This window comes from Bartonella henselae str. Houston-1 (assembly GCF_000046705.1).
Classification (GTDB): Bacteria; Pseudomonadota; Alphaproteobacteria; order Rhizobiales; family Rhizobiaceae; genus Bartonella; species Bartonella henselae.
Genome location: NC_005956.1, coordinates 406,758 through 432,175, shown reverse-complemented (window position 1 = coordinate 432,175; position 25,418 = coordinate 406,758). Strand labels below are relative to the sequence as shown.

The window sequence follows — 25,418 nt, the reverse complement described above, 5'->3', positions numbered from 1 at the left end:
TTGAAAATTATGATACGATATAGGCTTGTAGAGATGTTTATTGTTTATAATGTCTAGAAATCGAATTTGCCTTATTAGGGAATTCATGCAAAAGGAGGGTGCTATATGGCCCATATGAATCTGCTATCAGTAACAACAGGTGATGGAGGTTTGAGTCGTTACCTGGAAGAAGTACGTCGTTTTCCAATGCTTGAGCCGCAAGAAGAGTACATGTTGGCTCAGCGTTATCGTAAACATAACGACCTAAAAGCTGCGCATAAATTGGTAACCAGTCACTTGCGCCTCGTAGCCAAAATCGCAGTAGGATATCGGGGCTACGGACTGCCCATTGGGGAAGTCATCTCAGAAGGGAATGTTGGACTTATGAAGGCCGTTAAGCGTTTCGAACCAGAACGGGGTTTCCGCCTTGCAACCTATGCAATATGGTGGATTAAAGCATCTATCCAGGAATATGTATTGCGGTCTTGGAGTTTGGTAAAAATGGGAACAACTGCTAATCAAAAGCGCTTGTTTTTCAACCTTCGTAAGTTAAAAAGTAGACTTCAAGCACTTGACAATGGTGATCTTAATGCAGAGCAAGTAAAAGAAATTGCAATCCAATTAAATGTCACCGAAGATGAAGTTGTCTCAATGAATCGTCGACTTGGTGGTGATACTTCACTCAATGCACCACTTCGAACAAAAGAAGGTGAAAATAGTGAATGGCAGGATTGGCTGGTCGATGACTCCAATAATCAGGAACAAACTTTAATCGAACAAAATGAATTGGAAAATCGTCGTTCCATGCTAACAAATGCCTTGGATAATTTAAATGAACGTGAAAAACGTATTTTTAAAGCACGTCGTTTAAGCGATATACCACTGACACTAGAAGAACTCTCAAGTGAATTCAACATCAGTCGGGAACGTGTAAGACAAATTGAAATGCGTGCATTTGAAAAAATACAAAATTCTATCAAAGCTTCTGCTTTATCCCAAAATCAAGTGTAAAACTTCCAAAGTTCAGTGTAGAGTCAATTATTTGTGTATTTTAAAATGGCAAAGAGCCAGCAGAAGGTTTGCTCTTTGTCTTTGTATTAGGTTGTTGAGTAATTTATTTTTACGGCGAAAATTCTATTTAGAGCTTTTTCCATCATCCGTATTGAAACTTTATTTCTTCTGACCAAGAACTGTTAGCTTTTCTGGTTCCTCAAGCCATTTTCCAATAACCTTATTAAAAATAGACTCACCTATTGGTCCTTTTGCAAAGGTTAATTCGTTTGTACGCCCGTTTTTATCAGTCAATACCAAACGCATCCAATCTAATTCCCGCATCAATTGTAAATTTCGGTTAAGAAATGGATGTTTGCTGCTCAAAGCAACAAGAAAAAAATCATCACAAATCTTCGCAGTAACAGTCCTAGTTAAAGCCTGCCCAACGGATTGTTCACTTGCTTTAAAAGTTAATGCTTGAACACTGCTTATAGCCTGGCCTGAAAATTTATCAGAAAGAATAAAAATAAGATCCATAATATACGCAGCAGGAAAAGATACGTCAGTATTACGACGTAAAATTAACCGTAATGATAATCCTTTATCTGGAATTGTTATATCACCTTGTATAGCCGATTCTTCTGGAGCTCCCTTCACGCGAGATTCCTTTATAAGCGTCCAACGAGCACTCCCAGTTGCTACTTTTTCTGTATCATAATCCGTACGCGCTTGATAAAAAACAGCTTCACCGAGCTGTTCCATTGACTGTAAACTGCTGGAAATAGCTGTTGAAATTCCTTCCTCATTTGAAGAATCTGCCGTTTGATCTAAACTGGTATCAACTTCACTCCCGTCTTCTAATAAGCGTTGCGTTAGCTTTCTTTTGACCGAAAGTGTCTGTGGTAATACATGAGAAGCTTTAACATTCCCCCCAGACAACTGATGATCATTTGATATAAACACACGTCCACCAACAAAACAAATACCAATTATTAAGGTGAAAAAACCGGTAACAATAGCAGTACTTATCACAATACGCCTTTGCATCGATGACCTATTAGCACGACGCAAGGCTTGAGAAAAAATATGCGAAACAATGTGCGGATTATCTCCTTGCAAAGGAGAAGCTAAAGGAGAAACCCTTAACGTAGTGTTGTCAGCGTGCTGAGAAGCAAAACAAGCTTTCATATTGACAGGCTCTGCATCTGACATACCTAAAATGGAAGACTCATGACCTTGTGACAAGACAGAGGTTTGTGTGTGTTTGTCAGCTTCAGTTATACCTTTAGGATTCCACCCAATAACTGAAGAAAGCAATTCTTTTTCAACCGCTAAATATTCTGCTTCAACAGTTGCAATAGCACTTTGCAAAATCTTTCTTTGCTCTTCTGCTATTGCTTGTGGTATTGTTGTTGCTACAAATTGGTGTTCTAGTGTTTTGAGAGCTCTCTTATAAATTCGCTTACGCAATTGTGGTGTAACATTATTTTGCGCATTGATTGCCTTTTTTAAGATTCCAACGAAATCTACCATATGTTCTATAATCTTCCTCAAACTGAGGAAAGAAACCCCAGCCGTAAAGCTAAAAACGCTTTTATTTTAGCTGTCTAAATTGATGATCACTTAATATTGATACAACTATTGGAATAGTTTAAAATGAATATGAAAAATAAACAATGCTCTTTTGCAGCTTTTTCTCCTTCATTCTTAAGTCTCTCTTCTTAGAGAAACATAGAAAAAACCGAAAAACTATACGGAAATCTAAAAATAATGATTAATTTGCAAAAGGATCCGTAATAAGGATAGTATCTTCACGCTCAGGGCTCGTGGATAATAAAGCCACCTGCGTACCGATCAATTCTTCAATATAGCGTATATATTTGATAGCTTGTACTGGTAAATCTTCCCACTTCAACGCATGCGCTGTTGCTTGCTTCCAACCTTCTAATGTCTCATAAATAGGCTTTACACGGGATTGTGCTCCCATGGAAGAGGGTAAATAATCAATTCTTTTCCCATCAAGTTCATAACCAACACAGACTTTAATTTCATCCAAACCATCCAAAACATCAAGCTTTGTCAATGCTATACCCTGAACACCACAAATCGTTACCATTTGACGGACTAAGACAGCGTCAAACCAGCCACATCGACGTTTTCGACCAGTAACAACGCCAAATTCATGCCCACGTATTCCAAGAAATTCGCCAATATCATTTATCTGCTCTGTCGGAAACGGCCCTTCTCCAACACGTGTTGTATAAGCTTTTGCAATACCCAAAACATAATGAATTGCACCAGGTCCCATACCTGAGCCAGTACACGCCTGCCCAGCAACTGTATTGGATGACGTCACATAAGGATAAGTCCCGAAATCATTATCTAATAAAGCACCTTGTGCACCTTCAAAAAGAACGTGCTTACCCATCCGATAACTTTCATCCAAAAGACGCCAAGTACAATCCATAAAGGGTAAAATTTCATCCGCCACTTGCATTAATTCATCATAAAGCGCTTGAGAATCAATCTCTGCAACGCCCATCCCACGACGCAAAGCATTATGATGTCGCAAAAGTCGTTTAATCTTAGCCATAAGCGTATTAGCTTCCGCCAAATCCATCACACGGATAGCGCGACGCCCCACCTTATCTTCATAAGCCGGACCAATACCACGCTTTGTCGTACCAATTTTTAAACCCGAAAAACCACTTTCGCGAATTGCGTCAAGATCGCGATGTAAGGAAAGAATCAATGGAGCATTTTCAGCAATACGTAAAATTTCCGGTACAATTTTCACACCTTGATCACGTAGTTTTTTTAATTCTACTACAAAATGATGAGGGTCAACGACAACACCATTACCGATAATTGATAATTTTCCACGAACTAAACCAGACGGTAAAAGTGATAATTTATAATTAACTCCATTAACAACCAATGTATGGCCTGCATTGTGTCCACCCTGATATCTAACTATGATATCTGCCCGCTCCGACAACCAATCTACAATTTTACCTTTGCCTTCATCGCCCCATTGCGTCCCTACAACTACTACATTGGCCATAACTTTCTCCGTCGTGTTTGGTCAAACAAAACCAGCATTCAAAAACAAACGTTTCTTTATAACGAAACATTAGAGAAAGCGCGACTCTTCATTTCAGCTTTTTCGCAATCTTCAGTTCTACGATCATAAAGGACAACAACAGTAAGATATAAAATATATCTTCATTTTAAATTAGTTATTTTTGCTGTAAAAAATAGAAAAATTTAGAGAGCTTATCGCTGTTGCTTTTACCAAACCTGACAAATTATTTATACCACCTGTGTAATCTTTTTACGATCTGTATCACATTTGAAAGCCATTTGTCTGATACCAAGATAGGGAAGACTATCATAATCTTCCATATTTTTTTGCAGAAAAAGCCACGCCTATAAAAATCGCTTACAATTTCCTAAAGTTGAGCTTTTTCAACCTGAAATGCCCATTCAAGCCATGATGTTAAAATTTCAAGATCGGAAGCCTCAATTGTTATACCTGTCCAAATCCGCAGGCCTGGAGGCGCGTCTCTATACGAACCAATATCATAAGCGGCTTCTTCCTCATCAAGACGATTCACGATTGCTTTTATAAAAGATACGCGCTTTTCAGTATCCAAAGCAGTCACCACTGGATCGACAATATCTAAACAAACAGATGTATTAGAACGCACTTGAGGATCTTTTGCCAAATATTCTAACCACGGTGTTTTGCGAACAAAAGCATCAAGTACCGCAAAATTTTTCTCAACTCGCGCCATTAATGCGTGCAAACCACCTTGTGCCTTTGCCCACTTCAGTGCATCAAGAAAATCTTCAATACATAGCAAAGAGGGTGTATTGATAGTTACCCCTTTAAAAATATTTTCGTTTAATTTTCCATCCTTTGTCAGACAGAAAATTTGCGGCATGGGCCAAGTCGGAACATAACTTTCAAGCCGCTCAACAGCACGAGGGCTTAAAATCAACATACCATGTGCAGCTTCACCTCCCAAAACTTTTTGCCATGAAAAAGTAACAACATCTAATTTTGAAAAATCAAGATTTTGCGCAAAAGCTGCTGATGTTGCATCACAAATTGTCAATCCTGCACGCCTCTCTGGAATGAAATCTGCGTTAGGAATACGTACACCGGAAGTTGTCCCATTCCATGTAAAAACAACATCACGATCAAAATCCATTTGTGTTAAATCCGGCAGTTCTCCATAAGGAGCTTCAAAACGACGCACATCAGAAAGTTTTAATTTCTCAACTACATCTGTAATCCACCCTGAACCAAAGCTTTCCCACGCCGCCATATCGACACCACGTTCACCTAATAAAGACCATAGAGACATCTCAACAGCACCGGTATCTGAAGCAGGAACAATCCCTATACGATAATCAGAAGGTACTTCAAGAACCTCACGCGTTAAATCCACGATTTCAGCAAGTCTTAATGCTGCTTCTCTCGATCGATGCGAACGCCCAACTAATGCATTTTTAAGAACTTCAAGAGTCCAGCCAGGTCGCTTGCTACAAGGACCAGAAGAAAAATTAGGATTATTTGGACGACAAGTTGGTTTTTCTAACATTATCATTATTCTCCCCTTTTAGCTGACTTGCCTTCCTTTAAAGAAAAACGAGTTCTTATAAAGACTATACCAATAGTCTCTTTAGACAAAGATCAAAAACAGTTTCTATTTATTTCGTAAGTTTAAGATAAACGGAAACCTTGTGAAAAATATTTCTCTTAATCATGCCCTTAAATTGTCTCTTTAAAAGATTTTATCGTGTTTCACTACGATAAGACAGCATTCTGATAGCAAAACATTAACGCATCATACTATCTCTATCAAGTTTATTTTATGGAAAGAACAACTATAACTACCCATAATATGGAAATAAAATTATAAAAAATTAATTATTTTTTTTTTGATAGCTGGACAGAGAAAATTTTAATGTTATAACCGCATACATTCATGTATTTTGTAAAACATGCCCAGATAGCTCAGTTGGTAGAGCAGCGGACTGAAAATCCGCGTGTCCGTGGTTCGAATCCGCGTCTGGGCACCACTTTCTTGTGTTTAACATATTGAAATATATAGATTCTCTCTTTAATTCGCTGTTTTTAGACCACCTTTTAGTCCACCTCTTGTGGTTTATACAATTTTACCTAATTTGTTCTTATTTGCTCCGTATTTTTCTCTGGAGTAAAGGCTAAGATCTCTTTCTTTCTCCATCTTACTGCTCTTCCAAGCTTGTATGGCTTTGGAAATACCCCTTGAAGCACCCAATTGCGAATCGTTGTGGTTGATACGCTAAAAAGCTGTGCACATTCACGGGTTGTTACATATCTATCCCCATCATCAAATATCATCTCATTACCTTTCTATTTTTTATGTTATGTAAATGGGTGGGGGTGCTGGGAGGAGAGAGCACCCCCATAACGTCAAGCGGCTTGTGTCAAGATCTGTTTCATCTCTTGCTCTATTTCCTCTAAGAATATCTCAACTGCTTGATTGATCTGTTCAATTTGTTTCTCATCACGGTGGATACGTTTAATTTTCATGCGCAAACGAAGGGATCTGCCTACAAAATGCGGATCATAGCTGACAAAATCACACCATTGACGTCCTGTACATGCCATTTGGAATTGCATTTGTGCCTTATATTCAGGCTTGATAGTGCCATCCATATAAAAGCGTAGATGCTTGGTGGAGTGTGGGCATTTGACTTCAACTAAACCCTCCTCCCCAATCAATCCATCAGGGCTTGCTCCAGCCATTTCTATGGTGGGATGTTGAATGAAACCACATTTTATGACCTCTGTGTCATAAATGATGGCATATTCTTTTAGTGCATCCTCTTCATGCTCAATGCCCCATTGCATAGCTGGTGTTAGATAAGATTGGCTTATTTCCTCTGTTAATCGCTCTGTCATGAGTTTGATTTTGTACTCCTCATATTTGCTAGTAGGTGTTCCTTTGGCTGTGTTTCATCTCTTGCTCTATTTCCTCTAAGAATATCTCAACTGCTTGATTGATCTGTTCAATTTGTTTCTCATCACGGTGGATACGTTTAATTTTCATGCGCAAACGAAGGGATCTGCCTACAAAATGCGGATCATAGCTGACAAAATCACACCATTGACGTCCTGTACATGCCATTTGGAATTGCATTTGTGCCTTATATTCAGGCTTGATAGTGCCATCCATATAAAAGCGTAGATGCTTGGTGGAGTGTGGGCATTTGACTTCAACTAAACCCTCCTCCCCAATCAATCCATCAGGGCTTGCTCCAGCCATTTCTATGGTGGGATGTTGAATGAAACCACATTTTATGACCTCTGTGTCATAAATGATGGCATATTCTTTTAGTGCATCCTCTTCATGCTCAATGCCCCATTGCATAGCTGGTGTTAGATAAGATTGGCTTATTTCCTCTGTTAATCGCTCTGTCATGAGTTTGATTTTGTACTCCTCATATTTGCTAGTAGGTGTTCCTTTGGCTGTTTTACTGAGCACATTGTAAATGTTTGAAGCAGTGACTTTGCCTAATCTTGCTTGAAACCACTCTGCTGTTCTTTGCTCCATGTTACACCGCCGTTTGCTGTTCTTGTTGTGAGAGAGATTGCTCTGCTTTTGCTATTTGTTTGTTTCGTTTATCTTTCAAAAGATGCAATACCGTTTGAGCCTGTCCATCAGACATATCGGCAAGATTGTTGACTTTGGCATAAGCAAGTATCTTGGTTTCTTCTGTTTGGGTTTGTGCCATGAGTGTTCTGATCTCACTGATCTGCTGCGGAAATGCACTTGTGAGAGGCACGTTCCCATCCGTATCATCATCTGCACTCACAACATTAAGAAGCATGCCTAACAGATATCTGCGTGCATAGGTGATAGCAGAGCCAACCGCTTGTATGTTTGATTTACATCCTTTCGTATCATGAGGAAATTTTCCTTCTGTTGCTATTTTATTTCCAGACGGATGCGTCAAAGTCATTTCTACGCTTATGCTGTCTGAACTCTGTTCCTTGATACGAGAAAACAAAGCAAAGTGGTATTTTGAAAGGGTCTCCTTGATGGCATCAATGTACTGATCAAGCGTAGCATATTGGCTATTGGTATGGGTATTTGTAGCGTTTTTTTGTATTTTTTGATATTCCCTTTGCATAGCGGAAAGGTCAGCAACAAAGCTTTGATAGTTTTGTCGTTCTATTTCCTTTTCCCGCAATGCGATCAGACGCTCGAGACGGTCCATATCGACATCGTTTTCTAAAGCTCTGGTTAAAATGCGATCCATAGCCGTTGCTTTGATTGCACAATCTTTTGTTTTTTCCACTAATTCAGTTTGCGTGATACTGAGTTCACTCATCTTGATTTCCTCCATTGAAGCGCAATTCCCCCGTGGCGTGAATCACGCATCTGTTAAAAGTTGGTTTGGTTGTTAGAGTTTGGATTTTATAGGCTGTATGATGTCATCAGTTTGTAATATTGCTGTATGTGCGCGTAAGTTATGATACATAAGTGAAATAAGGATTTTGTTAGCATAGGGGGGGACCATTTTAAATCCAGTACACATAAATGCTATGCATTCATATGAATATGTAAATCCCAATAAGCCATTTGATGACATCATTGTTTTAAAATTATCCTCACCTAAAAAATCATGCATTATGTCTTCAGAAATTATGGTATCTACATAAGGCTCGTCTTTATACCCAGAGATAGTGATACAAAGTTCACCTAGATTGTGAGTATTTCTCACAACTAACTGTGCACATAAGGTAGGTTTAATTTCATATTTATACATGATTTATTTTTTCTCGTTTGTTGTGATACGACTTTCTCCGCAGATCTCTGAATCTCCGTAAATTTTTGCGTCGCCATAAATTCTTGCATTGGGATAAACAATTGCATTTCCGTAAATCTGTGCGTTTTCAAAAATGCGACCACCACCATATACTCGGGCGTTATTATAAATTTTTGCATTGTCATAAATTTTTGAACCCCAAGTAACACAAGCATTATCATAGACCCAGCAATTGCCATCATGAGAGAGATTGCTTTCATTTTCTATAAAGCCCCCAAGGTCGCCAGCCTTAACATCATCAAAATCTCTTAAAGCACGAATGCGGTACAATGTATGGCAACTTACAATATCGGTGGTTTCATCAGTCAGTTCGTATTTCTTTTCCATGCTTATTGCCTTTTAATGCATGCTTTGTTTTTTGATTTCTTCAGACAACACACCAATGCCTTTTGTGGTGATTTTTGCGCAAGGAATGACTTTTTCTATTCCACTTGCGGTTTGAAGCGTGATGGTTGGACAATCCATCAGTTGCTTTTGGATTTTGTCTTGATACGGAAGCAAATTTCCACCTGCTGCACGTCTGTAAACCCAACCTTTTTGCTGTAAAAATTGAATGAATTGTTTTGGTTGCATCTCGAGTATTTTAGCAGCTTCTGTAAGACCGAAGAGCCCATCATGGCGCTGTAAGCTTTCAAGAGCCAATGGCTTTTGGTGTTAAATCTTCAATGATGGTGTCTTTTTGATCTATTTGACCTTGTAGGTAATTCAAAAAGCCAATCATAGCTTTTGGACTTGAATAGTCGATTTGTGGTGTTATTGCTTGCTTTACACGCTTTTCACATTCGATAAAGTATAAACGTGCTTCTCTCCCTTTCTGATTGTTCTCAAGCATAGAAAGTTCTTTTGCTCTATCGAGTGTGAGATAATAATTAATTGCCATAACAGCCCTAGATTTTGCGTTCGCCAAATTTGGCGAGCGCAAATCTTGTGTTTTTATAAAATCTTGTCCTTCTATAAAATTGTATTTGCTAATACGATCTTTAATCCAATTGGAAAAATCACGTTTTGCCTCTAAGAATGCGTGTAGATCACGTGCATTAACAGTTTGAACAATATCCTGACCAATGACTTGTTCTTTAATCTCTATGAGAGTGTTCATGATGAACTCCTATGCAGTCTGTTTAATTTTATTTTTAAGATGCATCATGATAGCTGCTCGTATTTCAGGGCTTGAAAAATCGATTTGAGGATTAGCTGCTTGCTCTTCTAATTTTTTCCAATAATCTATGATTTTTGCGCGTAATACAGTGTTGTAACCTAAAATGACAATAAGAGCTTCACGTTTAGGAAGATGGTAACAAGGAAGAGTACGACCTGTTGAATCTTTGTATAATCCAGCAAAATTACTCAGGTCGATTTTAAGTTCGCTAAATAGTTTACGAATATCTCGCATTACATGGCCATGTCTTTTACCGCATAACTCTGCAATTTCACGGCTAGACATAGTTTGAACAGTTTCCTGTTTGATTGTATTTTGTTGAATAGCAATAAGCTTTTCCATTACGGACCTCATATTGATGGGATTGATAGATTAAAGAAGGCGCTTTTACACGCGCCCTTAGAATTTAAATGACATCACTAAGACGCAATTTATTTTGCTCTTCATAAGTACCGTAAATCTCATCATTATATTTTTCTTTTGCTAAATCATCTAAAAGTCTATTGTAGGCATCACTTTCACGTATAAAGTAATGGACTTCACTATCCGCATCGAGGCGTTCAATATTTTCTTCTACATATGCTTCTGCGATCTCTTCAGAGATATCTTCACAACTCTTCTCAGAAGGATTCACGCGAAGAATTTGTGTTGCATCCTCTGCCTCATCAATAATTGCTTGAACTTGGCTTGCATCAAGTGGTCCTGACTGACCAATGTGTTGATCATCATCATACACAACTAATAAAATTTCATCGGAATGAATAAGAATTGGCTTTTCCATGATTTCCCCTCCCTAACGCCCCTTGGCAATTGTTTGTGTTAATTTATGGATATATTAGTACAATATGAATGAAATACAGTCAAGTACAAAATGTACTATTTTTTTCAAAAAAAATAAAAAATGACGAATCATCGACTAATTTAAGAATCAATAAGCATGCAGTTTATTGTAGAATCAATAATCTGCTATGACTTGCTGATGGCATCTAATTGATAACTTAAATAGAGAATCTTAATTGTACTTACATGTCAAGAATAGTGCGTCGTACACGACCTATTATAGAAATGGCACCTTCAAGTTTTGGAGCTTTTATTGTTTTATCGTACGAAGCAGGCTGAAAAGGAGGATTATCATTTGGTCTATATCGCTTATATGTAGCTTGCCCAGTTTCATCTGCAATTACATAGCAGGCATTAGGTACAAGCTTTTTGTCTCGCATATTTACAAGTATTATGGAATCTGGAGGACTAATTTTATTCATGGACGCACCATCCACACGCAATGCAATCCATTCACCGGCAGGAAGATTAACAGCTTCTGTCATAGGATAATCTGAAAAATCCATTATCCCATCTTGCCCGCTTAACTCTCCAGCACTAATCCATGAAATAAGAGGAATACTTATATTAAGACTAGGATTTTCTTGAGGAGATTCACCATATAAAATCCATCCCGGATCGACGTTAAATACTTGTCCATAGAGTTCGGCTTTTTGTCGAGAAACAGGACGATTTCCATTTTCATGACTAATTAGAGTATTTTGATTAAGAGCTGATATAGCGCGCGCAGCCTCGCTCGGTGTTGCATACCCAGCATTTTTACGTGCTATTTTAAGTCTATCTTTTGGCAAATAACTCATTCGTACATTATCCACTATTTTTTTCATTCATTGTGTACTATTTTGTCTTGATTTTAAATTGTACGTAATGTACTATTTTGATCATGGTTAATAATTTTTATGTCAAAAATTTGATTGAGTCTTGGGGATCTATAGGTCAATTTGCAAAGGAAATCGGTTGTAGCTATGAAGCTGCACGTAAAATGCGCGATCGCAATAGTATTTCTCCAAAATATTGGAACATAATTATCCAATTGTCTGAATCCAAAGGTCCACCTTGGGTTACGCTAGATTGGTTTCTTCATATGTATGAGAATAAATCTCATGGTGTTTCTCTTCTAATAACAGAACAAGGAAAAAGTACGATTTCTTTAACGGAGAAGTTTACAACATCGGATGGGGCAATTTGTATGAATAATTCTACAGACAACAACAAACACTCACAGCATAATTCACAGGCTTAAAGAAGAAAGATCATGAGTAACAGGATATTGAAGAAACTCTATATGCAGCTTTGTAGATTAATAGGTTGTAATTCGAAAATGAAGAATGGAGATAGATTGGTGAAAGAATTTAGACGGATACCGGATCGTGATTGTAGCATAGAAGATCTTGTGAAACGACACGAAACTCACACAACAATTCTTAAAAAACGAGAAGAATGGCATAAGTCAAAATTTGATAGTTGGATGAGATGGCATGAAGCCACTCTTGCAGAGCGAGATAAGTCAATTGAACAACAGCAAGTAGTACTTGAAAACCTATCCACTTTAATTAAGCAAAAAAATAAGACACTGTATGAACAAAGATTAAAGTTGGCTTCACAAATGGAGCTAATTGATAAATTAAATAATAAAATCATTTGCTTAATTAACAAAAAAGAAGAACCAAGATTGATCGATTTTATTTTTGCAGGAGAATGCTTTTAATTTTGGCATCAAAAAAACCACAAATGAGGATTATCAGCCAAAAAGGAATATTCAGAGCCAAATTCATCATATGTATCTTTTGAGCGTGGATATGAGGCCCAAAAATGAACAGTGAATGTTTCCTCTGGGTTAACAATCGAAGTGTGGTCAAGTGTAAAATTTGCAATGTTGCGGGAATTAGGCTTACGGCAGCTAATTATGAAATCTAAAAAAGTGTAGCATTTAGCACGTATAATAAAAAAATTTAAAGCATACTCTGATGAAGCATTTGATTTTATATTTTGGGGACATAACGCAATAAGTTTGGGCGTTGTTCTTTTAATGACGAGGTGTTCAGCTGAAGTTTTAGATGGCCATCTAACGAAAGGGCAAGCATTTTTAACAAACTTAAATGGACTTTTTTTCGATATGCGTATATTCCTTATCATTATATCTTCTTTAGTAAGATTTATAATGCACAATTTCACCCTAACGCGTGAAGTGCCTTCATATTTTTGTGGGAAGAATACTGCCTTCAATTTCAAATATGGTCCCAAATCCCGTGCTTTTTTATCTTCTAATAGAATAGCTGTCTGGGTTTCTGATGCTATAGTTTGTCGTTGGAAGATTTTAAGTTGTTTTTTTAAGCTTCGTTGTTGCACAAAAAGTGTCACCATTCCAGTAACTATCGTAGCAATGATAGGAGCAATCGTAAGATTATCACTTATCCAGTGCAGCAAAAATACAGCACTATCATTTATCCGGTGCAATAAGAATACAACCTTATCAACTATCCATTCTTGCATCTTTCCCCTCCCCACTTTTTTAGAATTGTTGAGAGGATACTTTTTCAAAAACATTTTTTCAAGACAAGCAATCACAACACGCTCTGTCATAGCACGCATATAAATATGTAGAGCCTAAGGGGGGATTATGATCAATAACACGCGAACCATTCTCTGTCTTGATCTAGGTAGCAAGACTGGCTGGGCTATATGCGGTGCTGATGGTCATATATTCAGTGGCGTCATGAATTTTCAGCCCCGTCGCTTTGAAGGCGGTGGGATGCGTTATTTGCGTTTTAAACAATGGCTTACTGAAATGAAGATGACAGCAAGGAGAATTGATGCGGTGTATTTTGAAGAAGTGCGCCGTCATGTAGGGACGGATGCAGCGCATGTTTATGGCGGCTTGTTAGCAACCTTAACGGCGTGGTGTGAACATCACCAAATTCCTTATGAAGGCATTCCCGTTGGGACGATTAAGAAAGAAACGACAGGAAAAGGCAATGCCTCAAAAGAAGAGATGATTAAAGCGGTGTGTGCAAAAGGGCACGCGCCTAAAGATGACAACGAAGCAGATGCTTTGGCAATTTTATATCTAATGAAAGAAGGGGGTACGCATGTCTAATGCAATGCCATGGGTAAGATTTTATTTGTATGACTGGATAAGTGGTACAAATGGAATGACATCTGAACAACGGGGTGTGTATATAACCCTTCTCGTTTGCATGTATGAAAAAAAAGAACCACTTAAAACAGATTTTGAAACGCTTGCACGCGTTTGTCATTGTTCGCAGAAAAAATTTGCAGCTATTGTCGAATATCTCATGAGAAATGATAAACTTATTGAGATAGATGGTCGTTTATGGAATCTCGATGTTGAAGAGGAACTCAATAACCTCAGTGAAGAGTTAGATAATTTTACCTTTAATAATAATGAAGAAAAGGAGGTAAAATATGTCAACTAAATTGGCTTGGACGAGACTTAATACAGACCAGTGGCTATTTAAACTCTCTGATTTACCACCTATGGAAGTCAATGTTTATGTGAAGTTGCGGATAAGAATGTTACACATGCGGGAACCTCTTTTGAATGATGCACGAATATTATCTCATTTTACTTGTTGTACAGTAAAAAGATTTGAAAAGGCGTTAGATTATTTATTTAGATCCGGACACATCATTTGTTTAGAAGATGGACGTTTGTGGAGTTCAGATGTTGAAGAAGAACTCAATAACTCAAACGAAAATTTAAATAAGTTTTCAGAGAGAGCAAAGAAAGCAGCGCAGGCAAAATGGGAAAAATATCATAAAGCAAAAACAATGAGTGATGATCAAGATGCTAAAAATGCTAAGCATGATGCTAACGGTATGCTTAAGGATGCTAAGCATGATGCTTGTGGGGATTTTAGCAATGCACAAGCAATGCTTAATGATGCCATTAACAATAACAATAACATATATAATAAAAAAACTAAAACTATCGTTTTAGCAAAAAAAGAAATTGGTTCTGAAAATTTACAAACAACGGATTTGGTTGAAGAGCCAACAGAGGTTGATGCTGTTGAGAGCCAATCAGATCAAATCGCAACATCATCAGATAACCAACCTCCCATTCACGAGCAAGAAAACGTTCCTAAGAAAGCCAAGCGGTCAAAAGCTAATCGGGGTTGTCGATTACCGGATGATTTCGAACCCGATTACGATTTTGCAATCGAAGAGGGCTTGCCTCCAGAGCGTGTCAAAGTCGAAATCGCAAAGTTTCGAGATTACTGGCATTCAAAAGCTGGAGCAAATGCAACCAAAATCGATTGGCAAGCAACGTGGCGTAACTGGGTGAGAAATTCAAAAAATTACAAACAAGGAGAAAATTATGGAACACAAACCAATTCCCAAACAGGACAACAGCGCGGTCGTGCCTATAGAATTACACAACACATGTCCGATTTCAAAAATGCAGACAGTCCGTACAAATTTTTGTTCGAGGATGATGCAAAACCCTCCATTCCATTGGCTACCGGGCAAAAAGCCATCACCTGCAGAAGCGAAGAGAATTATTTCGTTGGGTAATGAAGCTTTGCAAATGCTTGATGAAAAAGCTTCTGAGGAAGAAATAAAAGCTATGTTTCTCATGCTTTCTGGTGGACTTAAAAGCCAACCTGGAGAAGATGAAAAAGCCACAGCTGTTGCTTATCTTTTTTCTCTCGATGGTTTAAGCCGTTGGGCAATCAAAACTGCAACAAGGGATGTGATGAAGGGTAAAGCAGAAGGCTTGTCGACGACATTTATGCCCGCTTCTGCTGATCTTTTGCTTTACTGTGAAAAGCTTGAAGACGATATTCGAACTACTGTTAAAGGGATATTTACCTCACTCGATAGACCAGAGATTAAGCCGAAAGGAGAACCTATTTCTGCTGAAAAATGGGATAAATTGATGCAAATGCTTGAAAAACCGAAGATTGGGTTAAATCCTTTTCAGTGAAAAGTGCTGATCTTTTTGGATTAGATATGCGTTTAAATCAACAAAAAGGCACCGTACAGCGCGATTTAGAACTTTTTTGATACAAACCACATTAGGAACATAAAACGCACCATACGGTCAAATTTGAGACAAATAACGCTATTGGTAAAATATAGGATGAAAACATGCCCATTTTAAAACATTTGCTCTTAAAAAACCGTAAACAGCCCATGCAAAAAAAATTTGTTGCAACCGCTGTTGGATATGTGCCGTGGGGAGATGGAGCCGCTGAGTATTTTTATAATCTCTACGAATATGAAGACGGTACAAGAGAGTGTGAAAAATTTGATGGCGGTCAGTATTACAAAATACCTGAGAATGCGGACTTTAGCACCAAAGCGCAAGTAAAAGCGTGGATTTATGGGGGTGCGGTACCTAAAAGTGTTCTCAAATTATGAACCCCTCATAGCCGAGATCAATAGAGAAATTAAAAAATTATCAAAAAACATTTGATGTGTTTTAAGCGAAAAAACGGTCAAGCCAAGTCTTAATTGCTAAGGATGGCTTACTTGCTCTAAAGACGAAATATCCGGCATGGGGTTATTATGCCGAGCTTGCCATAAATCATGCTTTTGTTGCAATTTAAGCCAAAATTCTGCGTCGTTTAAACCAGCTATTTCTAAGCGTAAAGCTAAATTAATGCTAATTGCTGCATGACAATTCAAAACACGTGATAAAGTTAAACGCGCAACGCCGAGACGATTTGCTGCCTCTGTTATTGTCAATCCTCGTTCATCAAGCAACTCTTCTTTCAAAATACCACCAGGGTGTGGGGGATTGTACATCATGATAACACCTCAAAAATTAATGGTAATCTTGGTAATCAACAAGTTCAACATTTGTTCCAATAAAACGAAAAGTAACACGCCAATTTGCATTAACACGCATTGACCAATAGCCTTTTAAATCGCCTGTAAGCTCGTGGAGACGGTATGATTTAATAGTCATTTGTTCAGGAGCGAATATCGTCGTATCTAAATCACTAAAATATTTGCTAATTTTTTAGCATGTGCAGGTTGTATTCCTTTAACAATTCCTCTTTCGAAAAACAACTTCAACCCTTTATGTTTGAAACTAACGATTGCCATATATGACCCCTTTTGTTACTTGATACGATACACAATGCATTTAGTCAATCGATTATTTATTAATTTCGTCATATAAAACATAATGTTATATGTTAATAATCAATAATATCTATTTGAAATAATGGAAAAAATTAACCAAATTATGCTAAGATTTTTTACATATTTAAATACAATTTAAGGTAAGTGAAAACATGCTCAATAAAGTGATGTTAATTGGCTATTTAGGAGATGATCCTGAGAGCAAAACGATAACTTCTGGTGCTGAGGTGGTCAATTTTCGTATGGCAACCTCTGAAAGCTATATGAATAAAAATACGTACCAAAAAGTAGAAAAAACAGAATGGCATTCCGTAGTGGTTTTTAATCCGCATTTTGCAAAAATAGCACTTCAGTATCTACACAAAGGTTCAAAGGTTTACATAGAAGGCAAATTACAAACCCGTAAATGGCAAGATAAAAACGGTCATGACCGTTACACAACAGAGATTGTCCTGCCACAATATAAAGGCGAGTTGCATTTACTTGATGCAAAGAAAGAGCAATCTGAACACCCCTCACCCATTACTTCTCAAAATTATGCTATTGCCTCAGGTGCTCAAGATCATAGCACAGCTCTTAATGATGGCGTCCCATTCTGATGGAAAAAATATGGCTAAAAGAAAAAAACGGACAAAACGCGGACGCCCTCGTATTAATGGATGTATCAGAGAACCCAATGGTCGTATCTCACGGACAAAAATGCCTCTTGATCCTATCGATAAATTGGCAATTGAAATGCGTGCCAAACGCTTCTGTTTAACCTTACAAGAAGCAAAAAATCCGCTTTCCGGTACTTATATCGGACGGCTTTATCTACAAGGCAACATCAATCAAGACCAATATGATGCTGCACAAAAATATCTTGAAGTGAGAAATGATTACCTCTGTGCAAAAACATTGCCTAGTGCAATTTATGATAAAATGCCCTCATCTTCTGATGAAGCAGCTAGAAAAAAATGGGTTGAATTTGCAACAAAACAATTTTTGAATATGCAAGAGGTAATAAAAGAAACACAACACCTATATAGACAGCATAATTTTTATGCTGCGCTACAGTATCTTGTTAGTGAAGATCAAGAATTACCATACCTTGTACCTTCATTGGCGGATAGTCCTTAACGCTCTCCAGAAACATTGTGGTTATTAAAAACGTTGACTTAAAATAAGAAAAAGTATAGTGTGTAAATATATACACATTATGAGATTAGGGAATGGAACAAAATAGCCGAAAGATAATTGCAAAATTAAAACGCGATGGCTTTGAAACTTGTCAAAGTAAAAGGTTCGCACCATAAATTTAAAAAAGATGGTAAGGTTGTTATTGTCCCACATCCTAAAAAAAATCTTCCAATTGGTACAGCGCGTTCTATTGCACAACAAGCAGGCTGGTTTAAAAAAGGAGAAGAAGAATGAAAAGATTTTTTGCTCTTGTTCATAAAGATGAGGATTCTGCTTTTGGTGTTCAATTTCCTGATTTTGAAGGTCTATTCTCTGCTGCTGATGAAGAAGAAAATCTTATCATAAATGCAACCGAAGCTTTGCAACTTTACTGTGAAGATATGGATACAGTGCCTGTTCCTTTAAAATTTGAAGAAGTGATACAACAGAAAGCTGTCAAAAAAGCTTTGTCAGAAGGAGCTTTTTTAATACAAGTTCCTTTTATTGAAAATGATTCAGAAGTCGTACGTACAAATATATCAATTGAACGAGGGCTTTTGCGTGCAATTGATAATTGTGCACAAGAGAGAGGGTTAACAAGATCTGCTTTTTTGGCAACAGCAGCCCGTCACGAGCTTAATATTTAGCTCATCAATATGGAGAAATTTCTCACTCTAGATTTTTTTGCAAAAGCGTATAATTGCATATGATCTGCAAAATATTAATGAAAATCAAAAGGTGGCAGGAAAACAAAACGCTATAGTTAAGAATGATATAACTATCATTGATATCATATACACGGCATCTAATATTTCTGGACCTGTCATTCCCTTTCTCTCCTATACTGCTCAATATTTATAAATATTTAGATAAAAAATACAAAATATAGATTTTTTCTATTGACAATGTGTAAAAAATTTTATTTAATGATCATGCTGTCCCTAGTTGTATTGCGTCTAAATTTCAAAAACATCCCCTAAAATTTGATAAAATCTTAAGCTTTCAAGAGGGCTTAACTTACTGTTTTTATTGATAAAACAGGCTAATCTATTTTGCACATATCAAAAGCCATTAAGTGACCAAGAATGTCATTAATTCATTGCCTCAAAAGGAGAGAAGATGAAAGCAATCATCACCAAGCCAATGTGTGTTGTTGGCGATAATAAAAGCACTGTTCGTTTTGAAACTTCAACTCCCAATAATCCATTTGTGGAGATTTCTAATCAAGTCTATGCTCGTCTCAAGCGCGCCAATGCTGCTAAACCTTTTGTTGACGTCAAAACAAAAATAAAACCCGACAAGGCAGTTGAACAGATTAAGCAAATAGAAAAAGAACCCAACCAAATATCATCTGAAACAGTAACAGAGGAAACCTCTCTCGAAAAACCAAAAGCATCCAAAGCTTCCAAGCCTTCAACACCTACCCCCAAAAAGGCTTAAAAGTTGAAATTAATTATCCACCAAAAATGGTATCTTCAACAGGTAAAAGATACCTTTACCAATCTTCAAGCACCACGCCTTCATTGGGCTTTACGGAATGCTCTAAACACCGCAGCAAAGCAAGTCGAGCGCTTTACTGAGAAGCAAGTTGCCGACCTCTCATCCGCCCAAATAAAGCGTATAAGAAGAGGTGTTTATATTAAAGAAAAGGCGACAGCAAGGTTTCTTGAGACAGATCTCATTGGTTCTGGAACTCCCTTGCCTCTTAAATTTTTTAAAGCAAAAGAAACAAAACACGGCGTGACTTACACACTGTTTGGAAAGAAACAAATCTTGACCCATGGTTTTATCAAGGGAGGCAGTTTTCCAAAGCGTGTTGATTTGAAAATGGGAGGGAATGTGTTTCAAAGAGATGATGGAGACCAATTCCCCATTGCAAAACAAGAAGGACCTTCAATTGCTAAAGTGATGTCAAAGCCAGAGATTGCAAGTGCTATTGCACAATATGCCAATGAAAGATTAACCAAAAACATACAGAGACAACTTGCTCGTCAAGAATACGCTGCCAACAAGAAAGGCTAGATCATGTTCTCAAGCTTTATCTCTATATTCCATATCTTTATGAGTTTAGGCATTACCTATTCTTATTGCAATTTTAAAAATAGATTATCACTTATGCTTTGTTTTTTCCATAAAAAAGTCAATAAAATCAATGTAAAAGGTACTTCCCAGCGGGTTGGCTTCGTTGCGGGGCAGGCCAGCGCGAACTATCGCTAGCGACAGAATTTTCAAATTGACTGTACATTGTACACATAACACATTGATAAATAACGAATTTAATGTGCACTCATATACACACTGTACAATCTATGATTATTTTTAGAAAAAGACTACATTGCTACTTGACAAGATAGTAACGTTATGTCTATTGTCGAATCAGGTGCCTGAAAAACGCCTTAAGCAACTAGCGGATGGATTGCCGAAACAATCTTTTTTCCGCAAATTTAAAATTTTGACTCATTATATGCGTATAGCGTATAAAGAGGTTTGTCGGGTGTGGTTACACTATACAATACCCTTATGGGAAAAGTGTAACGACGGACTAGTTGCCGTGTTTTTCAGCACCCGGCACTCTTTTAAAGTGTCAATGAAAAACATCTAACAACTAGGGATTCACAATGACTCTCATTAAAATATCAGAACAGGTTATTGATCAGGAAACTGTTCAAACCGTCAATGCTCGTGATTTGCATGCATTTTTGGGAATCACATCAAAGTTTGCAGACTGGATTAAAAATCGCATTAAAGAATGTAAGTTTTTGGAAAACATAAACTTTATAACGCTTTCTAAAAATTTAGAAAACGGTGGAAAGGTAAAAGAATACCACATTACCTTAGACATGGCTAAACACCTTTCCATGATCGAACGTAATGATAAAGGACATGAAGCTCGTCAATATTTTAATTTTTTGTTTGACAACATGTCAGTATTATGTCTATTGTCGAATCAGGTGCCTAAGAAACACCTTGAATACACAGCGGATAGATTGCCGAAACAATCTCTTTTCCGCGCATTAAAGGCTTTGACTCGTTGTAGGTTAAACGCATATAATGATTTTGTCGGGTGTGGTTATGCTATACAATACCCTTTTGGGAAAAGTATAACGACGGACTGTGTACCGTGTTTCTTAGCACCCGGCACTCTTTTGGAGTGTCATTAAGAAACGTCTAAACTACACAGGAGCCAACATCATGGCACAATATTTAATCGACATACACAAAACTACGATTGATGGTGATATCGTTCAGACAGTAAATGCACGTGAGTTACATACATTCTTAGAAGTAGGTAAAAAATTTGCGGATTGGATTACAGAACGTATCCACAAATACAATTTATTAGAAAATCAAGATTTTGTTTGCTTCCCTATTTTGGGAAGCAAAGGTAGAGGTGGTCACAATCGTAAAGAATATCACCTCACCTTAAGTGTAGCCAAAGAACTTTCTATGGTGGAGAACAATAAGAAAGGTAGAGAAGCTCGTTTATACTTTATTGAGTGTGAAAGACGGTTAAAACAAGCAGCTACTTTACAGATAGAAACACCACAAGTTGACTACTCCAAACCTGAAGCATTACTTGGTGTCTTGAATCATTTGCAAAGCCAAATCGAGCAAAAGGATAACACCATTGCCGAATTGACTCCAAAAGCAGAGGCTTTGGAAGGTTTAAAACGTTCGGATGGGCTGTTCGGTCTTATCGAAGCCGCGAAGATGTTAGAGGTGCGACCAAAGGATTTAACCGATTACTTACGTAGATTTGCTAAATTTTTATTTGACAATGTACTGTCAGTATGTCTATTGTCGAATCAGGTGCCTCAAAAACACCTTAAATCGATAGCGGATAGATTGCCGACACAATCTTTTTTCCGTGCATTAAAGGCTTTGACTCATTATACGCTACATGCGTATAATAGATTTGTCGGGTGTAGTTACGCTATACAATACCCTTTGTGGGGAAAGTGTAACGACGGACTATCGACCGTGTTTTTGAGCGCCCGGCACTCTTTTAAAGTGTCAATCAAAAACCTCTAATCGATAGGAGTTCATTATGAATACTCTTATTCCGATATCGGAACAAACTGTTGGACAGGAAACTGTTCAAACTGTTAACGCACGTGATTTGCATGCGTTTTTAGAAGTAAAAACCAGCTTTAAAGACTGGATTATCAGACGTATTCAAGACTGTAAATTTAAAGAAGGATATGACTTTTGCTCTTTTTTGAGCGAAAGTTCAGGTGGGCGTCCTTCTAAAGAATACCACATTACCTTAGACATGGCTAAACACCTTTCCATGATCGAACGTAATGATAAAGGACATGAAGCTCGTCAATATTTTAATTTTTTGTTTGACAACATGTCAGTATTATGTCTATTGTCGAATCAGGTGCCTCAAAAACACCTTAAATACACAGCGGGTAGATTGCCGAAACAATCTCTTCTCCGCACATTAAAGGCTTTGACTCATTATATGCTTGTGGCATATAAATGGCTTGTCGGGTGTGGTTATGCTATACAATACCCTCGCGGGGAAAGCGTAACGACGGACTGTGTACCGTGTTTTTGAGCACCCGGCACTTTTTGAAGTGTCAATCAAAAACGTTTAACTACACAGGAGCCAACATCATGGCACAATATTTAATCGACATACACAAAACTACGATTGATGGTGATATCGTTCAGACAGTAAATGCACGTGAGTTACATACATTCTTAGAAGTAGGTAAAGATTTTTCTACTTGGATTAAAGATCGCATCAACAAATATAATTTATTAGAAAATCAGGATTATTTAGTTTTCACCAATTTTGGGGAAAACCTCCAAGGTGGTCGTCCCTCTAAAGATTATCACCTCACCTTAAATGTAGCCAAAGAACTTTCTATGGTGGAGAACAATAAGAAAGGTAGAGAAGCTCGTTTATACTTTATTGAGTGTGAAAGACGGTTAAAACAAGCAGCTACTTTACAGATAGAAACACCACAAGTTGACTATTCTAAACCCGAAGTGTTGCGTGGTGTCTTGAATCACCTACAAAGCCAAATTGAGCAGAAAGATCATGTGATTGCTGAATTAGCGCCAAAAGCAGAAGCTTTGGAAGGCTTAAAACGTTCGGATGGGCTGTTCGGTCTTATCGAAGCAGCGAAGATGCTTGAAGTACGTCCAAAAGATTTAACCGATTACTTACGTAAACACGATTGGGTCTATCGACGTGCTCCGAGTGGCCCACTGTTACCTTATCAAGATAAGATAAAGAAAGGTTTTATGGACTGTCCTGCTATCACCATTCAAAGACCGGATGGTACAGAAAAGGTGCTCCCTTCAACAAAAATTACACCAAAAGGATTAGCTTGTTTGAGAGAACAAATCCATGGAGGTGTGCAATGAAGATAGACACCAACTTCTTATGCGATTTGTGGATGGCATTGTTTCAGTTTTCTAATGATGAAAATATCAACGAAAAAGAGTGTACAGCTCTGGTTGACATCATGAGTCTGGTAGAAAAGGTTTTAGTTTTAAAACTCCAAGATGATGTACCGAATATTGTTAAGATTTTAGCAGTTCTAACAGATTTTGGCGATTCAGAGTTACCACATAGCATGGATTCTTTGTTGCGCGCTTATGAACCAGATTTGGATAACCCTATTAAAAAGGTTGCTTAAAATGAAACATCCCCTTCCCCATCTTTAAGGTGGGGAGGTGATTTAAAGATCAAGTTGTGAATGAGAACCAAGACGCACTAAAACTAGCCTATCTTGACCAATCAAGCGATAAATCAACACTAGATCAGGTCGAATATGACAATCTCGGTAATTACTCCAATTTCCAGTCAATGCATGATCACGGTACCGTATCTCTAAAGGTTGATCGTTTGCTAATGCTGCGATGACTTTGCGTAAATCAGTATCTAAAAGATGCCGATGTTGTCCTTTCATCTCACGCTTGAAATCACGTTTGAAGATAGTCGTACGTTCAATCGTCCGCATAAAGATCATCAAATAATTCGTCTACGGAATGAAACTTTTTTAAGTTGCCTTCATCAACTTCAGCAAAAGCTGCTATGGTTTCTGCATTGGGTTGAAACAAAACAGATGGAATAGCTTTATCTTGCGCGATACGAGTCATCAATACCCTCACAACATCACTCACTGTCAAACCTGAAGCTTGAATAACTTGACTAGCGACATTTTGAATTTCTTCCGGTACACGTGCTTGAACCATGCGACTGGTAGCCATGATGATTTCTCCTCTCTCAACTGTATTTCAATGTAATACAATTGAAGTTTAATTTCAACTGTAAAGCATTATTTTTAAAGTGGAGAGATCGTTTGGCTTAACAATCGCTTTCTTTTTTAAGACTTCACCCACGTTTACAGCGCTCTTCTATTACATACTTAAAGAAGGAGGGTGGTAAAACTTCTTTAGCTGGTTTTAAGCGTGCAAGTTCTTCATCTGTTAGTGGTAGAGAATCCACGGCTTCCAAATCTTCTTTTGTGTAGCCACATCTTGTTTCAAAGTTTTTTTTGAAAACCAATAATCCTTATGTGACTTGAAGTGTATCCGTTCGCATACCGGAATATAGACCCGATTATACCGGATCGTCAATTATCTGTTACGTCGTAAAACCTTATAAGTGGAAAGATCATTAAACTCTACATTCAAATTTACTAATTTTGGAAAATTCATCTGCTTTTTCAGCTTGTAAGACACTGACATCGTAAGCAGCTTGCATGTTGAGCCAGAATTCAGCTGTTGTATCAAAAAAAGAGGCTAATCGTAGTGCTGTATCAGGAGTTATCCGACTATTTTCTGCTACAATCCGTTCTATCCGAGTGCGTGGAACATTCAAGGCTTTGGCAAGAGCATAAGCAGAGAGAGCATATTCTTTTAAATATTCTTCCCGTAAAATTTCTCCGGGATGAATAGCAATATAATTTTTCATCTCGACCTCCTACGGATCAATGATAATCGACGATTTCAACTTCATAGGCACCATTAGAACGCCACTCAAAACAAATGCGAAACTGGTCATTAATACGAATAGAATATTGACCTTTACGCTCTCCTTTCAATGCCTCTAAACGATTACCCGGAGGACTGCGTAAATCTTTGAGATCAACTGCTTTATCCAGCATAAATAATTTTCGTTGGACTATACGCACGAGAGTTGTGGGAAAACCTTTAGGTGGATTGCCTTCTAAAAGATCTTTACACCGCTTATCCGCAAAAGATTCAATTACCAAGTCACCTTCATTCGTTCTTTTATGTATCATAACATGATACTAAT

31 protein-coding genes, 1 tRNA gene and 8 pseudogenes are annotated in these 25,418 nt (G+C 37.7%); 20 read left to right on the top strand and 20 right to left on the bottom strand.

Features of this window, described 5'->3' with window-relative positions:
* Positions 1–105 precede the first annotated feature (105 nt).
* Positions 106–990, top strand: a complete 885-nt coding sequence (gene rpoH, locus AYT27_RS01975; RefSeq protein WP_011180318.1) for an RNA polymerase sigma factor RpoH — start codon at positions 106–108, stop codon at positions 988–990.
* Positions 991–1,149: 159 nt separating this feature from the next.
* Here rpoH and AYT27_RS01970 read toward each other — a convergent pair whose 3' ends face one another.
* From AYT27_RS01970 to AYT27_RS01960, 3 genes are all read right to left on the bottom strand, one after another.
* A complete protein-coding gene (locus tag AYT27_RS01970) occupies positions 1,150–2,505 on the bottom strand; it encodes a hypothetical protein (RefSeq protein WP_011180317.1) in 1,356 nt (451 codons plus the stop codon).
* Between the two features lie 241 nt (positions 2,506–2,746).
* Positions 2,747–4,036 carry an adenylosuccinate synthase gene (locus AYT27_RS01965; protein WP_011180316.1) on the bottom strand — a complete coding sequence of 430 codons (1,290 nt, stop codon included), beginning with the start codon at positions 4,034–4,036 and terminating at the stop codon, positions 2,747–2,749.
* 388 nt (positions 4,037–4,424) lie between these two features.
* The gene (locus AYT27_RS01960) at positions 4,425–5,588 is read right to left on the bottom strand and encodes a phosphoserine transaminase (protein WP_011180315.1); all 1,164 of its coding nucleotides are present in this window, start codon (positions 5,586–5,588) and stop codon (positions 4,425–4,427) included.
* A gap of 399 nt (positions 5,589–5,987) precedes the next feature.
* On the opposite strand from AYT27_RS01960, the gene AYT27_RS01955 reads away from it, so the two are divergent.
* A tRNA-Phe gene (locus AYT27_RS01955) sits at positions 5,988–6,063 on the top strand.
* A gap of 100 nt (positions 6,064–6,163) precedes the next feature.
* Here AYT27_RS01955 and AYT27_RS01950 read toward each other — a convergent pair.
* The 9 genes and pseudogenes from AYT27_RS01950 to AYT27_RS01905 all read right to left on the bottom strand — a co-directional run bounded on the left by AYT27_RS01950 (position 6,164) and on the right by AYT27_RS01905 (position 11,661).
* Positions 6,164–6,367: a helix-turn-helix transcriptional regulator gene (locus tag AYT27_RS01950; RefSeq protein WP_011180314.1), complete on the bottom strand. Its 204-nt coding sequence runs from the start codon at positions 6,365–6,367 to the stop codon at positions 6,164–6,166.
* A 72-nt stretch (positions 6,368–6,439) separates the two neighbouring features.
* Positions 6,440–6,982 (bottom strand): annotated as a pseudogene (locus AYT27_RS01945) (lambda exonuclease family protein); the annotation flags it as partial.
* A complete protein-coding gene (locus tag AYT27_RS01940) occupies positions 6,960–7,583 on the bottom strand; it encodes a lambda exonuclease family protein (RefSeq protein ID WP_011180312.1) in 624 nt (207 codons plus the stop codon). The pseudogene AYT27_RS01945 and the gene AYT27_RS01940, both read right to left, overlap by 23 nt.
* Before the next feature lies 1 nt (position 7,584).
* Positions 7,585–8,364 (bottom strand): ERF family protein, encoded by a 780-nt coding sequence (locus AYT27_RS01935; RefSeq protein WP_011180311.1) that lies wholly within the window; start codon positions 8,362–8,364, stop codon positions 7,585–7,587.
* A 441-nt stretch (positions 8,365–8,805) separates the two neighbouring features.
* Positions 8,806–9,189, bottom strand: a complete 384-nt coding sequence (locus AYT27_RS01925; protein WP_011180308.1) for a hypothetical protein — start codon at positions 9,187–9,189, stop codon at positions 8,806–8,808.
* A gap of 12 nt (positions 9,190–9,201) precedes the next feature.
* Positions 9,202–9,961: pseudogene (locus AYT27_RS01920) on the bottom strand (antA/AntB antirepressor family protein).
* Positions 9,962–9,970: 9 nt separating this feature from the next.
* Entirely contained in the window at positions 9,971–10,363 is a 393-nt protein-coding gene (locus tag AYT27_RS01915; protein WP_011180305.1) for a Rha family transcriptional regulator, read from the bottom strand.
* Between the two features lie 64 nt (positions 10,364–10,427).
* Complete coding sequence (locus AYT27_RS01910) at positions 10,428–10,802, bottom strand: hypothetical protein (protein ID WP_011180304.1); 375 nt, start codon at positions 10,800–10,802, stop codon at positions 10,428–10,430.
* A gap of 241 nt (positions 10,803–11,043) precedes the next feature.
* Positions 11,044–11,661, bottom strand: a complete 618-nt coding sequence (locus tag AYT27_RS01905; RefSeq protein ID WP_011180303.1) for a LexA family transcriptional regulator — start codon at positions 11,659–11,661, stop codon at positions 11,044–11,046.
* A gap of 83 nt (positions 11,662–11,744) precedes the next feature.
* Between AYT27_RS01905 and AYT27_RS01900 the strand changes: the two genes are divergently transcribed.
* Positions 11,745–12,104: a hypothetical protein gene (locus tag AYT27_RS01900; RefSeq protein WP_034447428.1), complete on the top strand. Its 360-nt coding sequence runs from the start codon at positions 11,745–11,747 to the stop codon at positions 12,102–12,104.
* Between the two features lie 12 nt (positions 12,105–12,116).
* A complete protein-coding gene (locus tag AYT27_RS01895; protein WP_011180301.1) occupies positions 12,117–12,569 on the top strand; it encodes a hypothetical protein in 453 nt (150 codons plus the stop codon).
* Positions 12,570–12,577: 8 nt separating this feature from the next.
* Here the strand turns inward: AYT27_RS01895 and AYT27_RS01890 are convergent, their stop codons facing one another.
* Positions 12,578–13,444, bottom strand: coding sequence for a hypothetical protein (locus tag AYT27_RS01890; RefSeq protein ID WP_223396426.1), 867 nt, complete (start codon positions 13,442–13,444; stop codon positions 12,578–12,580).
* Between the two features lie 37 nt (positions 13,445–13,481).
* Between AYT27_RS01890 and AYT27_RS01885 the strand changes: the two genes are divergently transcribed.
* The 5 genes and pseudogenes from AYT27_RS01885 (at position 13,482) to AYT27_RS01865 (ending at position 16,304) form a co-directional block, all read left to right on the top strand.
* A complete protein-coding gene (locus AYT27_RS01885; protein ID WP_011180299.1) occupies positions 13,482–13,958 on the top strand; it encodes a crossover junction endodeoxyribonuclease RuvC in 477 nt (158 codons plus the stop codon).
* Entirely contained in the window at positions 13,951–14,298 is a 348-nt protein-coding gene (locus AYT27_RS01880) for a DUF1376 domain-containing protein (RefSeq protein ID WP_011180298.1), read from the top strand. Before AYT27_RS01885 ends, AYT27_RS01880 begins: the two co-directional genes overlap by 8 nt.
* Entirely contained in the window at positions 14,288–15,400 is a 1,113-nt protein-coding gene (locus AYT27_RS01875) for a DUF1376 domain-containing protein (protein WP_011180297.1), read from the top strand. The genes AYT27_RS01880 and AYT27_RS01875 overlap by 11 nt, the downstream gene beginning before the upstream one ends.
* Positions 15,393–15,812 (top strand): hypothetical protein, encoded by a 420-nt coding sequence (locus AYT27_RS01870; protein WP_038525124.1) that lies wholly within the window; start codon positions 15,393–15,395, stop codon positions 15,810–15,812. The genes AYT27_RS01875 and AYT27_RS01870 overlap by 8 nt, the downstream gene beginning before the upstream one ends.
* Before the next feature lie 164 nt (positions 15,813–15,976).
* Positions 15,977–16,304, top strand: a pseudogene (locus tag AYT27_RS01865) (hypothetical protein).
* Between the two features lie 41 nt (positions 16,305–16,345).
* Here AYT27_RS01865 and AYT27_RS01860 read toward each other — a convergent pair.
* Together AYT27_RS01860 and AYT27_RS09620 are read right to left on the bottom strand one after the other, a co-directional pair.
* Positions 16,346–16,639 (bottom strand): HigA family addiction module antitoxin, encoded by a 294-nt coding sequence (locus tag AYT27_RS01860; RefSeq protein WP_034447441.1) that lies wholly within the window; start codon positions 16,637–16,639, stop codon positions 16,346–16,348.
* A 16-nt stretch (positions 16,640–16,655) separates the two neighbouring features.
* Positions 16,656–16,939, bottom strand: a pseudogene (locus AYT27_RS09620) (type II toxin-antitoxin system RelE/ParE family toxin).
* Between the two features lie 191 nt (positions 16,940–17,130).
* Here AYT27_RS09620 and ssb point away from each other — a divergent pair.
* From ssb to AYT27_RS01790, 11 genes and pseudogenes are all read left to right on the top strand, one after another.
* Complete coding sequence (ssb, locus tag AYT27_RS01850; protein ID WP_011180293.1) at positions 17,131–17,577, top strand: single-stranded DNA-binding protein; 447 nt, start codon at positions 17,131–17,133, stop codon at positions 17,575–17,577.
* A gap of 10 nt (positions 17,578–17,587) precedes the next feature.
* A pseudogene (locus AYT27_RS01845) lies at positions 17,588–18,125 on the top strand (hypothetical protein).
* A 64-nt stretch (positions 18,126–18,189) separates the two neighbouring features.
* Positions 18,190–18,391, top strand: a pseudogene (locus tag AYT27_RS01840) (type II toxin-antitoxin system HicA family toxin).
* Complete coding sequence (locus tag AYT27_RS01835) at positions 18,388–18,783, top strand: type II toxin-antitoxin system HicB family antitoxin (RefSeq protein ID WP_011180290.1); 396 nt, start codon at positions 18,388–18,390, stop codon at positions 18,781–18,783. The pseudogene AYT27_RS01840 and the gene AYT27_RS01835 overlap by 4 nt, the downstream one beginning before the upstream one ends.
* 472 nt (positions 18,784–19,255) lie before the next feature.
* Positions 19,256–19,576 carry a hypothetical protein gene (locus AYT27_RS01830; protein ID WP_011180288.1) on the top strand — a complete coding sequence of 107 codons (321 nt, stop codon included), beginning with the start codon at positions 19,256–19,258 and terminating at the stop codon, positions 19,574–19,576.
* A 3-nt stretch (positions 19,577–19,579) separates the two neighbouring features.
* Positions 19,580–20,158, top strand: coding sequence for a hypothetical protein (locus AYT27_RS01825; protein ID WP_011180287.1), 579 nt, complete (start codon positions 19,580–19,582; stop codon positions 20,156–20,158).
* A gap of 596 nt (positions 20,159–20,754) precedes the next feature.
* Complete coding sequence (locus AYT27_RS01810; RefSeq protein ID WP_011180285.1) at positions 20,755–21,297, top strand: phage antirepressor Ant; 543 nt, start codon at positions 20,755–20,757, stop codon at positions 21,295–21,297.
* A gap of 31 nt (positions 21,298–21,328) precedes the next feature.
* Positions 21,329–21,892: pseudogene (locus AYT27_RS01805) on the top strand (antA/AntB antirepressor family protein); the annotation flags it as partial.
* 292 nt (positions 21,893–22,184) lie between these two features.
* Positions 22,185–22,700 carry a phage antirepressor Ant gene (locus AYT27_RS01800; protein ID WP_011180283.1) on the top strand — a complete coding sequence of 172 codons (516 nt, stop codon included), beginning with the start codon at positions 22,185–22,187 and terminating at the stop codon, positions 22,698–22,700.
* Positions 22,701–22,759: 59 nt separating this feature from the next.
* Positions 22,760–23,518, top strand: coding sequence for a phage antirepressor Ant (locus tag AYT27_RS01795; RefSeq protein ID WP_011180282.1), 759 nt, complete (start codon positions 22,760–22,762; stop codon positions 23,516–23,518).
* Positions 23,515–23,793 (top strand): hypothetical protein, encoded by a 279-nt coding sequence (locus AYT27_RS01790; RefSeq protein WP_011180242.1) that lies wholly within the window; start codon positions 23,515–23,517, stop codon positions 23,791–23,793. The genes AYT27_RS01795 and AYT27_RS01790 overlap by 4 nt, the downstream gene beginning before the upstream one ends.
* A 42-nt stretch (positions 23,794–23,835) precedes the next feature.
* Here the strand turns inward: AYT27_RS01790 and AYT27_RS01785 are convergent, their stop codons facing one another.
* The 5 genes and pseudogenes from AYT27_RS01785 to AYT27_RS01770 all read right to left on the bottom strand — a co-directional run bounded on the left by AYT27_RS01785 (position 23,836) and on the right by AYT27_RS01770 (position 25,404).
* Positions 23,836–24,117, bottom strand: a complete 282-nt coding sequence (locus AYT27_RS01785; RefSeq protein WP_011180281.1) for a type II toxin-antitoxin system YafQ family toxin — start codon at positions 24,115–24,117, stop codon at positions 23,836–23,838.
* Positions 24,104–24,367 (bottom strand): type II toxin-antitoxin system RelB/DinJ family antitoxin, encoded by a 264-nt coding sequence (locus AYT27_RS01780; RefSeq protein ID WP_011180280.1) that lies wholly within the window; start codon positions 24,365–24,367, stop codon positions 24,104–24,106. The genes AYT27_RS01785 and AYT27_RS01780 overlap by 14 nt, the downstream gene beginning before the upstream one ends.
* A gap of 127 nt (positions 24,368–24,494) precedes the next feature.
* Positions 24,495–24,665: pseudogene (locus AYT27_RS09740) on the bottom strand (BrnA antitoxin family protein); the annotation flags it as partial.
* A gap of 111 nt (positions 24,666–24,776) precedes the next feature.
* Positions 24,777–25,073: a HigA family addiction module antitoxin gene (locus AYT27_RS01775; RefSeq protein WP_011180278.1), complete on the bottom strand. Its 297-nt coding sequence runs from the start codon at positions 25,071–25,073 to the stop codon at positions 24,777–24,779.
* Positions 25,074–25,089: 16 nt separating this feature from the next.
* Positions 25,090–25,404: a type II toxin-antitoxin system RelE/ParE family toxin gene (locus AYT27_RS01770; protein ID WP_011180277.1), complete on the bottom strand. Its 315-nt coding sequence runs from the start codon at positions 25,402–25,404 to the stop codon at positions 25,090–25,092.
* Positions 25,405–25,418 lie beyond the last annotated feature (14 nt).